12 protein-coding genes are annotated in these 13,972 nt (G+C 63.7%); 2 read left to right on the plus strand and 10 right to left on the minus strand.

Annotated features, from left to right (window positions below):
- Positions 1 to 10: 10 nt before the first annotated feature.
- The 10 genes from ACPFMA_RS27725 to ACPFMA_RS27770 form a co-directional block, all read right to left on the minus strand.
- Entirely contained in the window at positions 11 to 1,630 is a 1,620-nt protein-coding gene (locus ACPFMA_RS27725; protein ID WP_081263178.1) for a methyl-accepting chemotaxis protein, read from the minus strand.
- Positions 1,621 to 3,657 carry a chemotaxis protein CheA gene (locus ACPFMA_RS27730; RefSeq protein WP_425929403.1) on the minus strand — a complete coding sequence of 679 codons (2,037 nt, stop codon included), beginning with the start codon at positions 3,655 to 3,657 and terminating at the stop codon, positions 1,621 to 1,623. The genes ACPFMA_RS27725 and ACPFMA_RS27730 overlap by 10 nt, the downstream gene beginning before the upstream one ends.
- Positions 3,647 to 3,985 carry an STAS domain-containing protein gene (locus tag ACPFMA_RS27735; protein WP_064303127.1) on the minus strand — a complete coding sequence of 113 codons (339 nt, stop codon included), beginning with the start codon at positions 3,983 to 3,985 and terminating at the stop codon, positions 3,647 to 3,649. Before ACPFMA_RS27735 ends, ACPFMA_RS27730 begins: the two co-directional genes overlap by 11 nt.
- Complete coding sequence (locus ACPFMA_RS27740; protein WP_009400075.1) at positions 3,985 to 4,350, minus strand: response regulator; 366 nt, start codon at positions 4,348 to 4,350, stop codon at positions 3,985 to 3,987. The genes ACPFMA_RS27735 and ACPFMA_RS27740 overlap by 1 nt, the downstream gene beginning before the upstream one ends.
- 17 nt (positions 4,351 to 4,367) lie before the next feature.
- On the minus strand, positions 4,368 to 5,453 hold the full coding sequence (locus ACPFMA_RS27745) for a methyl-accepting chemotaxis protein (protein WP_425929406.1): 1,086 nt from the start codon (positions 5,451 to 5,453) through the stop codon (positions 4,368 to 4,370).
- Between the two features lie 340 nt (positions 5,454 to 5,793).
- Positions 5,794 to 6,267, minus strand: coding sequence for a YMGG-like glycine zipper-containing protein (locus tag ACPFMA_RS27750; protein ID WP_420059047.1), 474 nt, complete (start codon positions 6,265 to 6,267; stop codon positions 5,794 to 5,796).
- 273 nt (positions 6,268 to 6,540) lie between these two features.
- On the minus strand, positions 6,541 to 7,464 hold the full coding sequence (locus ACPFMA_RS27755; RefSeq protein ID WP_064303125.1) for a sulfonate ABC transporter substrate-binding protein: 924 nt from the start codon (positions 7,462 to 7,464) through the stop codon (positions 6,541 to 6,543).
- Positions 7,465 to 7,467: 3 nt separating this feature from the next.
- Positions 7,468 to 8,505, minus strand: a complete 1,038-nt coding sequence (gene mgrA / locus ACPFMA_RS27760; protein ID WP_420059049.1) for an L-glyceraldehyde 3-phosphate reductase — start codon at positions 8,503 to 8,505, stop codon at positions 7,468 to 7,470.
- Positions 8,506 to 8,516: 11 nt separating this feature from the next.
- Complete coding sequence (locus tag ACPFMA_RS27765) at positions 8,517 to 9,848, minus strand: LLM class flavin-dependent oxidoreductase (RefSeq protein ID WP_425929409.1); 1,332 nt, start codon at positions 9,846 to 9,848, stop codon at positions 8,517 to 8,519.
- Between the two features lies 1 nt (position 9,849).
- Positions 9,850 to 12,102 (minus strand): TonB-dependent receptor, encoded by a 2,253-nt coding sequence (locus ACPFMA_RS27770; protein WP_425929411.1) that lies wholly within the window; start codon positions 12,100 to 12,102, stop codon positions 9,850 to 9,852.
- Positions 12,103 to 12,315: 213 nt separating this feature from the next.
- Between ACPFMA_RS27770 and ACPFMA_RS27775 the strand changes: the two genes are divergently transcribed.
- Both ACPFMA_RS27775 and ACPFMA_RS27780 read left to right on the plus strand, forming a co-directional pair.
- Positions 12,316 to 13,356 carry a LacI family DNA-binding transcriptional regulator gene (locus ACPFMA_RS27775; protein WP_064303121.1) on the plus strand — a complete coding sequence of 347 codons (1,041 nt, stop codon included), beginning with the start codon at positions 12,316 to 12,318 and terminating at the stop codon, positions 13,354 to 13,356.
- 109 nt (positions 13,357 to 13,465) lie between these two features.
- Complete coding sequence (locus ACPFMA_RS27780) at positions 13,466 to 13,645, plus strand: hypothetical protein (protein ID WP_425929414.1); 180 nt, start codon at positions 13,466 to 13,468, stop codon at positions 13,643 to 13,645.
- Positions 13,646 to 13,972 lie beyond the last annotated feature (327 nt).

Consider the following 13,972-nt stretch of genomic DNA (forward strand, 5'->3'; position numbering starts at 1 on the left):
GAAACCTCGCTCAAGTGAAACTGACGAACTGGCCTTCATCGATCAGCGCCTTGGGCCCTGGGCGTGCCGGGGCCGGCAGGCTGTCGCCGCGCGGATTGCGCACCACGACGCTGCCCTGTTCGAAACGGAAATAGCCGATCAGTTCCTGGAGCTGGCTGGCCTGGGCGTTCATCTCCTCGGCGGTGGCCGCCAGTTCCTCGGAGGCCGAGGCGTTCTGCTGGGTGATCTGATTCATCTGGCCCATGGCGATATTGATCTGCCCCGCCGCGCTGCTCTGCTCCTGCGAAGCCGCGGTGATTTCCTGCACCAGGTCGGAGGTGCGCTGGATGTTCGGTACTATCTCGCCGAGCAGTTGCCCGGCCTGTTCGGCCAGTTGCACGCTGCTCGACGCCACCTGGCCGATCTCCTGCGCGGCCACCTGGCTGCGTTCGGCCAGCTTGCGCACTTCCGCCGCGACCACCGCGAAGCCCTTGCCGTGATCGCCGGCGCGGGCCGCCTCGATGGCTGCGTTAAGGGCCAGCAGGTTGGTCTGGTAGGCGATGTCGTCGATGATGCCGATCTTGTCGGCGATCTGCTTCATCGCCAGCACCGTGTCGCCCACCGCGCTGCCACCCTGCACCGCATCGTTGGCGGCCTTGCCGGCGATACCGTCGGTGATCTTGGCGCTTTCGGTGTTCTGGGCGATGGAGGCGGACATCTCTTCCACCGAGGCGCTGGTCTGCTCGACGCTGGCCGCCTGTTCGTTGGCTGCCTGGCTGAGGGACTGGGAGGTCGAGCTGACCTGCTCGGACGCCGACGACAGTGCGTCGGCGGAGCTGCGGACATCACCGAGGATGCTGCGCAGGCGCTCGGTCATGTTTTGCATGGCACCGAGCAGACGGCCGGTTTCGTCCTTGCGATCGATCACCAGGTCCTGGCTCAGGTCGCCGGCGGCCATGCGGTCGGCAGCCTGCACCGCGCCAGCCAGCGGGCGGGTAATGCTGCGAGTGACCAGCACCCCGATCAGCATGCCGAGCAGGGTCGCGGCCAGCACCAGGACGATCATCTGCAACCGCGAGCTCTCGGCGATGGCACTGATATCGGCATTGGCCTCGCTGGCGCGGGCCTGCTTGGCGTCGCTGGCAATGCCCAGCAGGCGGTCCACTTCGTTGGCCGCAGCGGTGTTGCGCGGCATCAGTTCCAGGGCGGCGCTCATGGTTTGCAGCTCACCGGACTGACGGTGGGTATCGAGCATCAGGTTGGCGGCGCTGATGTACTCCTGCAGCGGGCCTTCGATCGCCGCGACCTGCGCCCTGCCCTCCGCCGTCAGGAAGTACTGCCGGGAGCTGGTCAGCAACTCGCGGGTCTTGTCCATCGCGGCCCGGGCCTGGGCGGCGGATTCGTCGCGGTCCTGTGCATCGCTGGCCATCAGGCTGCGGCGTACCGCACGGTTGGCCAGGAGCAACTGGATATTGGCTTCCTGGAGCGTGGACAGGCCTACCACGTCCATGTCGTACATGCGGTCGGAGAGGTCGTTGACCTGGCTCAGGTTGCGGATGCCGATGAAGCCGATGACCGCGGTCAACGCCACCACCAGCAGGAAGCCCAGGGTCAGGCGCACGCCTATCTTCATGTTGCTGATCATTTGCATGGTGACTCTCCGGAAGGGCTGAGCAGGTTCGATCGGGGTTCGCTTTCCGCACGTTGCTGCAACTGGCGGAACAGGCTGGGAATATCGAGGATCAGCGCGACCTGGCCGGAGCCGAGGATGGTCGAGCCGCTGATGCCGGACAGGTGCTGGAACATCTGCCCGAGGGGTTTGATGACGGTCTGCAGCTCGCCCAGCAGGTGCTCGACGATCAGCCCGGCCTGTTGCCGGCCCTGGCTGACCACGACGATGTTGCGCCGGGCGCGCGGGTCGCCACGCAGGCCGAAATGCCGACCCAGGTCGACGCTGGGCAGGGGCTTGCCACGCAGATTGAGGTGGCCGCTGGCATCGAGGGCGTCGGCACGCTCTTCCATGCACTCGGTGACCATGTCCAGCGGGATCACGAAGTGATCGCCACCAACGCTGACCAGGAAGCCGTCGATGATCGCCAGGGTCAACGGCAGGCGGATACGGAAGGTGCAGCCCTGTCCTGCGCTGGATTCGATCTCGATGATCCCGCGCAGCTCGTCGATGGCGCTGCGCACGACATCCATGCCGACACCGCGACCGGACAGGCTGGACACCGCTTCGGCAGTGGAGAAGCCGGGTTCGAAAATCAGTTGGTGGATGTCCTGCTCGCTGATCTGCGCATCGGCGTCGAGCATGCCGCGGGCGATGGCTTTTTCGCGGATGCGTTCGGTGTTCAGGCCGCGGCCGTCGTCGCTGACTTCGAGGACGATCATCCCCGAGTCATGGCAGGCGTTCAGGCGCAGGTTGCCCTGCTCCGGCTTGCCTGCGGTGCGGCGCTCTTCCGGCGATTCGATGCCATGGTCGATGGCGTTGCGCACCAGGTGCACCAGCGGATCGGCGATACGGTCGGTGAGGGTCTTGTCCAGCTCGGTGTCGCTGCCTGACAGGCTTAGCTGGATCTGCTTGTTCAGCCCCTGGCTGACATCGCGGACCACGCGATGGAAGCGGTTGAAAGTCTCGCCGATCTCCACCATGCGCAGCTTCAGCGCGCGCTCGCGGATCTGCTCGACGTGCTGCTGCACGGCCTGGACGCTTTCGATGCAGGCCGTGGAGCCGCTGCGCAGCGATTGCATATGCGCGCCCGCGGTGCTTATCACCAGCTCGCCGACCAAGTTGATCAGTTCATCGAGCTTTTGCGCGGCCACCTTGACCATCGCGCTGCCGTGGTTGCCGCTGCGCGGTTCGCTGGTGGCGCCCGGGAGGCTGGCGATGGACGGCAGCGGGGCCGGCGCCAACGTTTGCGCTTCGACTTCCGAAGCGAGCGGACCAGGCTCGCCGGCGTCCTCCCGCAGCTGCAGGCGCAAGGTGCAGAAGTCTTCGGCCAGGGCGAAAACGTCGAGCAATTCCTCGCGACTGGCGGCGCTGCGCAAGGTCAGCTCGTAGCCCAGGTAGCAGGCTTCGGCGTCCAGTGCATGCAGGTCCGGCACCGCCCAGGCGAGGGTTTGCAGCGTCTCGATGCGGCCCAGGCGGTCCAGGTAGCGCAGGAAGCTGCTGGGTTCGAAGCCGTTGCGCAGCAGTTCGTTGTCGAAGCGGATCGACAGGAACCACTCGTTGATCTCGCCCGCCTGTGCAGCACTTTCGGCAACCGCCTCGCCGCGCTCGGCCACGCCGCCGCCCAGCGCCACGAGCAACTCGCTCTGGCGTGGCGTATGAGGCGCCAGGGTACCGTGCCGAGGGTCGATGCTTTCGACCATGCCGTTGAGTTCGTCCATGCACTGCAACATCAAGGACACCAGCGGTGCGGTCAGTTGGCGCTGCCCGTCGCGAACCCCCATGAGCTGGTTTTCCAGCTGATGGGCCAACGACACCAGCGGCTCCAGCGAGAAGATCCCCGCCGAACCCTTGAGGGTATGCACCGCGCGGAACAGCGCGTTGATCACCTCGGCATCGTCGCTGCCCTGTTCCAGGCGCAGCAGGTTGTCCTCGGCTTCCTTGAGCAGGTCGCGGGCTTCCTCAAGAAAGCCTTCCAGCAGTTGCGTCCATTGATCGCTATCGAACATCGCGCAACTCCTCGCCAGCGCCAGAGGCGCCCAGCGGATACAGGGATTCGAGGCGCAGCAGGTCGACCAGTGCGCGGGCCTGGGCTGGCAGGTCGATTACCTGCGCGCCCTGCACCAGGGTCTTTTGCAGCGACAGCAGCAGTTGCAGGCCGGCGCTGTCGATTTCCTCCAGGCCGCCGAGATCCAGCGCCCAAGGGCCCGGGTCTTGCGCCAGCAGGGCCAGCAAGGTCTGTCGGGTCTCGCCCGCTTCGTAGATGGTCAGGTCGCCGTGCACGCTCAGCCGCGCAGGCGCCAGGTCGCTGGCCGGATGCAGCGTGACGGTGGCCATCAGCCGATCAGCTTTTCGACCGCCGCCAGCAGCTGCTGCGGCTGGAACGGTTTGACGATCCAGGCCTTGGCCCCGGCCGCCTGGCCTTCGGCCTTTTTCGACTGCTCGCTTTCGGTGGTGAGCATCATGATCGGAGTGAAACGGTACTCGGGCTTCAGCTTGACCGCCTTGACCAGGCCGATGCCATCGAGGTTGGGCATGTTCACGTCGCTGATGATCAGGTTGATTTTCTGCCCGGTGAGTTTGTTCAGGGCGTCCTTGCCGTCGCAGGCCTCGATCACCTGGTGACCGGCACCGGTGAGGCTGAGCTTGACCAGTTGGCGCATGGAGGCGGAGTCGTCGACGATCAGGATGGTCTTGGCCATGTCAGGGCCCTCGGTAGTTAGAAAAAGGTCACGTCACTGCTGCTGGCGGCCTGGCTGTGGCCGGCGCGCTCCTCGCTGGTGGTGAAGCGCTCGCGCAGCCGGGCAAGCCAGGCCTGGGCATCGTGCAGGCGCTGGTCGCCGCGCTCGATGGCTTCGAGCAGCTGCTGCAGGTCGGTCTGAAGGTGGTCGAGCATCTGGTCGGCGCGGTCCTGGAACTGCAGGGCGACCATGACGGCGTGGATATCGCCCTGGGTGGAGCGGGCGTTGTCCTGGAGATTGCGCGAGGCGGCGTCGAGCTCGTCGAGGTTGCTGCCCAGGCCGTTGATGACCTCGCCCAGCACTTGTTCCAGGCGCGCGAGGTTCTGCTGCTCTTCGGCATTCAGCTCGTTGGCGGATTCGATGCTGGACTGGATCGCCTGGTTGATCTCGCCAACCTTGCTGTCCATCGATTGGCCGGTCTCGGCCGACAACCGGGAAAGCTTGCGCACTTCGTCGGCGACCACGGCGAAACCGCGACCGAACTCACCGGCACGGGCGGCCTCGATGGCGGCGTTGAGGGCCAGCAGGTTGGTCTGGCTGGCGATTTCCTGGACGTGGCGGGCCATCTGCTGCAACTCGCCGGTGTAGCCGCCGAGGTGGCCGATGGTCGCGAGGAATTCCTGCTGGCGACGGCTGCCAGCGGCGAAGGCTTCGGTGACGCCCTGCAGGCGCTGGTTGGCCTGGCGCAGGTTCTCGCCGAGACCGCCGCTGGTGAGGACGTCTTCGCTCTGGTCGAGGCTGGCCTGGAGGCGCTGGCTGATATCGCTGAAGCGACCGAGCAGGCCGCCGATGTTATCGGCGAGCAGGCGGCGGCTTTGTTGCAGGCTGTCGGTCCAGGACGGCACGACAGCGGGCAGGAGTTTTTCCAGGGCGTGGGTTTCAGGTTCGAGCGGCAGGCGCTGCGCTATTTCCTGCGACCCGGTCGCGGCGACCTTGCGCGGGGCCAGGAACAGCGCGGCGGCGGCGATCAGCAGCAGACCGACGATGTTCAGCCAATGCAGTCCGGAGAGCATCGCGGCGACGCACAGAACAATCCCTATACCGATTCCTACGTGCATTCGCATCCCTTACGCCCACCGTCCCTTCTTTGAAGGCTTCGCATGGTAGCGATAGTGATTTGACGTCAAAATCGGGACGCCCCTTAATCCGACCGGAGCGTCACAAAACTGCGACGACGAAAGGCTACGGGAGTGCGCTGACCAGTCCGACAGGAATGTCGGGTGAAACGCTTTAGGCGCAGCGCGCCCGGGGATTCCGGGAAGGATTAGGAGGGAGTGGCAGGCGTAGGAGGATGGCTTAAGGCAAAGGTGTGATGGCGTTTAGCTTGATAAGCCATCGGTTACAGGGACCTTGGGGGCTTTCCCGCATTCCGTCCTCCGGGAGAACGGAATGCGGGGCGACGGATCAGTCGCGCCAGTGACGCTTGTGCTTGCGGTGGCCGTAGTGATGGCCACGATCATGGGCATAGCGGCGGTCGTAACCACGACCGCGATCACGGTAGTGACGATCGTCGTCGTCGGCCTTGTTGCCCATGTAGTTACCCAGGGCACCACCGGCGCCACCGCCGGCTGCGGCGCCGATCAGGCTGCCGGTGTTGCCGCCCATGCTGCGGCCCACCACGTTGCCGCCGGCTGCGCCCAGGGCACCACCGATGGCGGCTTCGCCGCGGCTGCGTTTGTCGGCGCCGACGGCACTACCGGCCGCACCGCCGAGACCGGCGCCGATCGCCGAACCGGTGCTGCCACCGATCGACTGGCCGACCACCGAGCCCAATACCCCACCCAATGCGCCGCCAATACCGGCTTCGGTGGTGCCGCCTGCGCTGGCAACGCCACTGAGCAGGCTAAGGGACAACAGAAGAATCGAGGAGTACTTCATACGAAAGCCTCAAAGGGATGACGCGGCGATCCTGCGTCCCGCGCGTGAGGCTGACAATTGAAATCCGACGAGTAGCACGACTGTCACACATATTTCTAACTTATTGATTTCAGGGTGAAACTTATCGTGTTTTTGCGGGTCTTACGTTACTTGCAGGATAAGGCTCTGACGGATGTCAGGGCCTTTTTTGTGGGCGGGGATTTGTGGTGTTGCTGAGGACCTCATCGCTGGCAAGCCAGCGATGAGGTCCGAATAAACGACATCAGACCCGAATCAGGGCAACGCCTTCTTCACCTCCAAGCGCTTCGGCAACAACCGGTTCTCGTAGAACAGATCCGCCGTCGCCTGCTGCGCCGCGATCACCGCGTCGGTGATCGGCAATACCGGCGAGGGCGGCCGGTTATCCACATAGCTGGCGACCACCGCCTCCGGTAGCCCCATCGAAGCGCTGAGCACTTTCAAACTCCCCGCACGATCGCTGCGAGTCAGTTCTTCCGCTGCGGTCAGCTGGTCCAGCAGGCTGTGGATAAACTCGCCATTCTCCGCCGCATAGGCCCGCCGTGCGGTGTAGATCGGCCCGGACAGCCCCAGGCCCTGCCCATCCGCCAGCTTGCGGCTGTGCCCCTCGCTTAGCGCCAGCGAGACATAGGGATCCCACACCGCCCAGGCATCCACGCTGCCGTGCTCGAACGCCGCGCGGGCATCGGCCGGGGTGAGGTACACCGGCTGGATGTCCTTGAAGCCCAGCCCTGCCTTGTTCAGTGCGCGCAGCACCAGGTTGTGCGAGCTGGAACCCTTCTGCAGCGCGACCTTGCGTCCCTTCAGATCCGCCACCTGCTTGAGCGCGCTGTCATTGCGCACCAGGATCACCTCCGCCGACGGCTTGGCCGGCTCGGCGCCGATATACACCAGGTCCGCCCCCGCCGCCTGGGCGAACAGCGGCGGAATATCACCGGTGGAACCGACATCCAGGCTGCCGATATTCAACGCCTCCAGCATCTGCGGCCCGGCAGGAAACTCGATCCACTGCACCTTCGTCCGGGCAAAGCGCTTCTCCAGCAGCCCATGCTCCTTGGCCAGTACCAGGGCGATGGAGCCCTTCTGATAGCCGATCCGCAATTCCTGCGGATCAGCCACCGCCACCGTCGCCAGCCCCAGCAGGGCCAGGCCGGCCCCCAGCATTGCGATTACCTTCATGCATCACTCCGCCAGCGAGGGCTTTTCCCATAGGTTGATACCGCCCTCGACCGCATGCCGGTCGATCTGCGCCAGTTCCTCGGCGCTGAACACCAGGTTATTCAAGGCACCGACGTTCTCGACGATCTGCTCCGGGCGGCTGGCACCGATCAGCGCCGAGGTCACCCGGGTATCGCGCAACGTCCAGGCCAGCGCCAGCTGGGCCAGGCTTTGGCCCCGCGCCTTGGCGATCTCGTTGAGGGCGCGGACATGGGCCAGGTTGGCCTCGGACAGGTGCGACGGCAACAGCGAGCCACCGCCCGGCTTGTTGACCCGCGCATCCTTGGGCACGCCATCGAGGTATTTGTCGGTCAGCAGGCCTTGGGCCAACGGCGTAAAGGCAATCACCCCGGCCCCGAGCTCATCGGTGACATCGAGCAGGTCCTTTTCCACCCAGCGATTGAGCAGGTTGTAGGCCGGCTGGTGGATCAGCAGCGGCACCTTCCACGCCTGCAGCAACCGGGCGATTTCCCGGGTCTTGCTTCCGGAGTAGGAGGAAATCCCGATATACAGCGCCTTGCCCTGCTGCACCGCCGTCGCCAGTGCGCCAGCGGTTTCTTCCAGCGGCGTGTCCGGGTCGAAGCGGTGTGAATAGAAGATATCCACATAGTCCAACCCCAGCCGCGCCAGGCTCTGGTCGAGGCTGGCAAGGATGTATTTGCGCGAGCCGCCGCCCTGCCCGTAAGGCCCCGGCCACATGTCCCAGCCGGCCTTGCTGGAGATGATCAGCTCGTCGCGGTAGCCCTTGAAGTCCTCGCGCAGCAGACGACCGAAGTTGCGCTCGGCGCTGCCGTAGGGCGGGCCGTAGTTGTTGGCCAGGTCGAAGTGGTTGATGCCCAGGTCAAAGGCGGTACGCAGCAGGGCGCGTTGGTCGACCAGCGGCGTGCTGTCGCCAAAGTTGTGCCACAGGCCCAGGGACAGGGCGGGCAGTACCAGGCCGCTGCGTCCGACACGGCGGTACGGCATGGAGGTGTAGCGGTTTTCCGCGGCAACGTAGGTCATCGGCGTGCTCCTCAAGAAAAATAGGGGTTGTTCGGCCGGCTCAGGCCAAGGTGTTCGCGCAAGGTGGTGCCTTCATAGCGGGTGCGGAACAGGCCGCGCCGCTGCAACTCGGGCACCACATGGTTGGCCACGTCTTCCAGGCCGCCCGGCAGATGCGGGACCAGTACATTGAAGCCGTCGGCGGCGTCGTTTTCGAACCATTCCTGCAATTGATCGGCGATCTGCGCCGCAGTGCCGATCAGGCTGTGATGCCCACGTCCACCGGCGATACGCCGGCCCAGCTGGGCCAGGTTGAGGTTTTCCCGCTCGGCCAGTTCGCTGAGCAGACGCTGGCGGCTGCGCTGGCCGCTGTCGGTGAGCGGCAGCTCCGGCAACGGGCCGTCCTGTGGATAACCCGACAGGTCGAAGTTGCCCAGCATCCTGCCAAGCAGGGCGATCCCCACCTCAGGCTCCACCAGCTCCTGGAACCCGGCGAATTTGTCCTCGGCCTCGGCCTGGCTGGTACCGGTCACCACGAACACGCCCGGCATGATCTTCAATGAATCGCGATCACGCCCGTACGCCGCGAGCCGGCCCTTCAGATCGGCGTAGAAGGCCTGCGCCGCCGCCAGCGAGGTCTGCGCGGTGAACACCACGTCGGCGGTGCGCGCCGCCAGGTCCAGCCCGGCCGGCGAGGAACCCGCCTGGACCACGACCGGGCGACCTTGCGGAGTGCGGGCTACATTCAATGGACCGCGCACTTTGAAGTGTTCGCCGTGATGATTGAGCAATCGTACTGAACCAGGCTTGTAGTACGTACCGGATTTCTTGTCGCGCACGAAGGCATCGTCGGCCCAACTGTCCCACAAGCCGACCACCACATCGTGAAACTCACGCGCGCGAAGGTACCGATCCGCATGGCCTACGTGTTCGTCCAGGCCAAAATTGCGCGCCTCCGCCGCTGCGTCGGAGGTCACCAGATTCCATCCTGCACGCCCTCCTGACAGATGATCGAGCGAAGCGAACTTCCGTGCTATGTGGTATGGCTCGTTGTACGTTGTAGTAGCTGTACCCACCAAACCGATGCGCTCCGTGACGCCGCTCAGCGCCGATAGCAATGTCAAGGGCTCGAAGTGGTCGGAACGGGCCATCCGGCTGGCAATCTCGCCTTCGGCAGCCGCAACGCTGTCGGCGACGAACAACGCGTCGAAGCATGCGTCTTCCGCGATCCGGGCCAGGTGTCGGTAGTGCTTGATATCCAGCCCGGCATTGGCCGGAACATCGGGGTGGCGCCAGGCGGCAACGTGATGCCCAGTGGCCATCAAGAAGGCGCCGAGGCTCATTTGCCGTGGGGTTTTGCTCATGTCAGAAGTCCTTGCGTAGCTGGATGCCGAAGTAACGTTCATCGTCCCGCGGCACCGCGCGGTAGATGTAGTTGCCTCCGGTGGCCAGGAGAGGTGAGTAGGATTTGTCCGCAAGGTTTTTCGCCAGCAGCGCCACGCGCCAGCCTTGGTTGTAGTCCGCCAGGGCGACACTGGCATTCCAGATGCCATAGGCGCCCTGAACGGTGTTGGCGTTCTGGGAAATGTCGTACTGCACTTTGCTCTGCCAGCTGAAGTCCGTACCCAGCTCGACATCCAGGCCGTTATCCAGCGGGATGCTGTAGTCGGCGCGGACGTAGCTTTTCCAGTCCGGGCTGTACGGCAGCGGCTTGCCATTCACGTTGCACGAGGCCGCCGCGCCCGCCGGACAGGCGAATTCGTCGATGCGCGCCTTGGTGTAGGCCACCGCACCGGAGAACTTCAGTTGCGAGGTGGCCTGCAGGGCGAAGTCCAGCTCGGCACCTTCGCTCTTGACGCTGCCGGCATTGATCAGGCGGGTCACCACCTGGCCGGCGACGCTGTCGAAGAAGTTCGCCTGGTAGTTGTCGTACTCGGTATGGAACACCGCCAGATTGGTGGTCAGGCGGTTGCCCCACAGGCTGGCCTTGAGCCCGGCTTCCCAACTGTTGGAGGTTTCCGGCTTGAGCGCCTCGGTGTCGCGCGGCTGCATGTTGAAGAACACGTTGTAGGCCGGGCCCTTGTAGCCACGGGAGTAGGTCAGGTAGCTGGTGATGTCGTCGGTCAGGTCGTATTGCACACCAAGGCGCCCGGACCAGCCGTCTTCGTCCACCGAACCGGAACTGCTGGTGCCCGGCTGGATGCCATTGACCGCGGTTGCCGAGGTAGAGACGCGGCGGTGGTCGTATTCGAGGTCGTCGTGGGTCCAGCGCAGGCCGGCAATACCACGGAAACGCTCGGTGAAATTGAGGGTGCTTTCACCGAACAGCGCATAGCTGTCATTGGTGGTGCTGTAGTCGGCGATGCCCTGCTGGGTCGCGGTGGTGGTGCGCAAGGTGCGGCGGTAGGTTTCTTCGTCCTTGCCGTGCATGTAGAACAGGCCACCGACGTATTCGAGGAACTGGCCCTTGGGCGAAGCCAGGCGCAGCTCCTGGGAGTACTGGTTGTACTCCAGCTCGCCCTTGTCCTCGATGCCGGGGAAGGCCGCACTGATGGTCGCCAGGCGATCACCGTCCTGCCATTGGGTGTTGTCCCAACCGCGCCAGGCGGTGATCGACGTCAGGGTGTAGTCACCGAGGCTCCAGTCGAGCTGGGCCGAGAGCCCCTTGTTGGTGTCGTCCACGTGGCTGCGGTAATCGCTGACGATATCGCGGTTATCGCTGTCGGCGCGGACCGGCGCCAGCGCGTTGGAGAAGGCCGGCAACAGCGACTTGCTGACCACGCCGTTGGGCGCGTCGTCGCGGGATTTCAGGTAGTCGGCGGCGAGGGTCAGGCTGAGGTCGTCATTGGGCGTAAACACCAGCTTGCCGCGCACGCCCTTGCGGTTGTAGCCGTTGACTTCCTGGCCGTTGGCCTTGTTATCCACATTGCCGTCATAGCTGCCGAACAGCGTGGTGATGGAGCCTTTCAGGGTGTTCGGAACCAGGCTACCGCCGATGCCGAAACGGGTGCGGCTCTCGTTGCCGCTGTAGTACGACTGCTCGACGAAACCGTGGGTTTCTTCCGTCGGCGTGCGGGTGGTGATGTTCAGTACACCGGCCGAGGCGTTCTTGCCGAACAGCGTGCCCTGCGGGCCGCGCAACACTTCGAGGCGTTCGATATCCAGCAGATCGAGGGTCGATTGGCCCGGACGACCGAAGACCACGCCATCGATCACCGTCGCCACGGTCGGCTCGACGCCCGGCGACGTGGAGATGGTGCCGACACCACGGATAAACAGCGAGGTGTCCTTGTTCGATGCGCCGGTACGGAAATTCAGGCTCGGCACTTGCTGGACGATGCTCGCCACGCTGTTACGGTTTTCCCGTTCCAGTTGCTCGCCATCCACCACCGAGACGGCGACCGGCACCTGTTGCAGCGAGGCTTCGCGGCGGGTGGCGGTGACGGTCACGGCCTTGAGGGTCGGACTGTCACCTTGAGCGGCCGGGGTGGTGTCGGCAGCCATTACCGGCGCCATCGGCAAGGCGCTCAGCGCGAGCGCGCCGAGGGCCAGGCGTTGACGGCGGATGGCCTGGGCCAAGGGAGAAGTGGTGGGGAAAAACGCAGCGCGGCTGTGCATGGTTTGCTACTCGAAGAATGCCCTGTCCACCGCGATCCCTGACCGCGGCGCCTGATGAAACGTCAGCGCGGGGTTCTTGGGCATTCGCTCGTGCGAGTAGCAGACAAACCACTTTGTTAGCGCTAACATCGCCAGTATCATCGGGCGCCGAATAGATCGTCCAATACTGAAAAATTACTTTTATATGCGTTTTGGTTTTTAAGGACATGCCTCGTGAGCGATGAAAAAAGCCCGCCCCGCAAGCGCCGTGGCGCCGGTCGCGTCACCCTGCAGGCGGTGGCGCGGGCTGCCGGGGTCTCGGCGATCACCGTGTCCCGCTACTTCAACCAGCCGGAGCAGGTATCCCCGGAGCGGCGCGAGCGGATCGCCGAGGTGGTGGCCGAACTGGGCTATGTGCCGAACCTGGTGGCGGGTGGGCTGGCCTCGGCGCGAGGGCGGATCGTCGGCATGGTGATCCCCAATATCTCCGGGCCGATCTTTGCCGACACCATCCAGGGCTTCAGCGACACCCTCAGTCGGCATGGCTACCAGCTGCTGCTGGCCTCCAGCTACTTCTCCGTCGAGCAGGAAGAAAATGCCGTGCGCGCTTTCCTCGGCTGGTCGCCGGCAGCACTGGTGCTGACCAGCCACTTCCACAGTGCCACCACGGAAAAGATGCTCGCCGAGGCGGATATCCCGCTGGTGGAAACCTGGGACTACCGGCCCGAGCGCGCACCGGTGCAGATCGGGTTTTCCCATCATGAGGTGGGGGTGGTCGCAACCCGGTACCTGCACGGCAAGGGTTACCGGCGGATTGCCTTCGTGCAGAACAGTGCGGCGGGGGACTTCAGCGCGCTGGAGCGGCGGGACGGCTATATCGACGCGCTGACCGCGCTGGGTGGCGAACCACAGGTATTCGCACCGGAGACGGACCTGGCGCCCTTCGAAGCGGGGAAGCAGGCGATGCTGGCGTTGATGGAATCAGCGCAGCGGCCGGAAGCGATCATCTTTGCCAATGACAACCTGGCGGCGGGGGCCTTGCTGGCGGGGCAGCGCGCGGGGTACAGGATCCCCGAGGATTGTGCCGTGATGGGGTTCGGGGATTATCCGTTCGCCGGGATGCTGATGCCTGGGCTGACCACGGTGAAACCGCCTGCGTTGCAGATGGGGGTCATGGCGGCTGAGCGGGTGTTGCAGCAGCTGGGGGTGATCGAGGGGGAGGCGGTACAGTTGAATTTGTTGGGGTGTGAGGTGATTGGGCGGGAGAGTGCTTGAAGGGATATCGCTACCGTTTTGTGTATTTGGACAGGATCGGTAGCTAACGTAGTCTCCGCCTTATCCTGAACAAACGCCAAGGCTCCCATTGCGTAGGGATGGCAAAGCAGTGAAGAAAAATGGCGGCGGTGGCTACTATTTCGACTATCAAATTACTTTTGAAGAGCCCAGGAAAACATTTAAAAAACAGCACACAATCACGCTGGGTAAGCTCCATGTAAAAGAAACCACAGAATCCATTGAAGAGCACGATAAAACATGCGATGAATTTATTGTAATTCCTTCCTGAAAACCTATATTTAAGAATATAGGCGAAAACGACGCCTAAGATCGCCTCCAATACAAGAGCACAAATTATCACTTCTTAAACCACACGCCTAGGCTCATTTTCTACAGGAAAAGCGAAGCAGTGAAGAAAAACGCAGGCAAATGCAAACCAACTCAAAACCGGATATTCAAAATGCAAACCGGGGAAACAGCCTATAAACATAATGCAGCGATTGGTTATGATTTCCAGATGAAAAATCCCAAAAGGAAAGTTGCACGCCACGCATAGCACAAAATACCTTCGCCTATAGTTTCTTCCCGAAAATTTCCGTCGCACCCAATAAGCGCA

The sequence above is a fragment of the Pseudomonas sp. NyZ201 genome (genome assembly GCF_049860765.1).
GTDB classification, from domain to species: domain Bacteria; phylum Pseudomonadota; class Gammaproteobacteria; order Pseudomonadales; family Pseudomonadaceae; genus Aquipseudomonas; species Aquipseudomonas bharatica.

Excerpts from the sequence above, each read along its gene's own strand:
- ACPFMA_RS27735 (WP_064303127.1), bottom strand. The coding sequence starts at position 3,985 with ATGGCCACCGTCACGCTGCATCCGGCCAGCGACCTGGCGCCTGCGCGG.
- ACPFMA_RS27755 (WP_064303125.1), bottom strand. The coding sequence starts at position 7,464 with ATGAAGGTAATCGCAATGCTGGGGGCCGGCCTGGCCCTGCTGGGGCTG.
- mgrA (WP_420059049.1), bottom strand. The coding sequence starts at position 8,505 with ATGACCTACGTTGCCGCGGAAAACCGCTACACCTCCATGCCGTACCGC.
- ACPFMA_RS27730 (WP_425929403.1), bottom strand. The coding sequence starts at position 3,657 with ATGTTCGATAGCGATCAATGGACGCAACTGCTGGAAGGCTTTCTTGAG.
- ACPFMA_RS27725 (WP_081263178.1), bottom strand. The coding sequence starts at position 1,630 with ATGCAAATGATCAGCAACATGAAGATAGGCGTGCGCCTGACCCTGGGC.
- ACPFMA_RS27740 (WP_009400075.1), bottom strand. The coding sequence starts at position 4,350 with ATGGCCAAGACCATCCTGATCGTCGACGACTCCGCCTCCATGCGCCAA.
- ACPFMA_RS27765 (WP_425929409.1), bottom strand. The coding sequence starts at position 9,848 with ATGAGCAAAACCCCACGGCAAATGAGCCTCGGCGCCTTCTTGATGGCC.
- ACPFMA_RS27750 (WP_420059047.1), bottom strand. The coding sequence starts at position 6,267 with ATGAAGTACTCCTCGATTCTTCTGTTGTCCCTTAGCCTGCTCAGTGGC.
- ACPFMA_RS27770 (WP_425929411.1), bottom strand. The coding sequence starts at position 12,102 with ATGCACAGCCGCGCTGCGTTTTTCCCCACCACTTCTCCCTTGGCCCAG.
- ACPFMA_RS27745 (WP_425929406.1), bottom strand. The coding sequence starts at position 5,453 with ATGCGAATGCACGTAGGAATCGGTATAGGGATTGTTCTGTGCGTCGCC.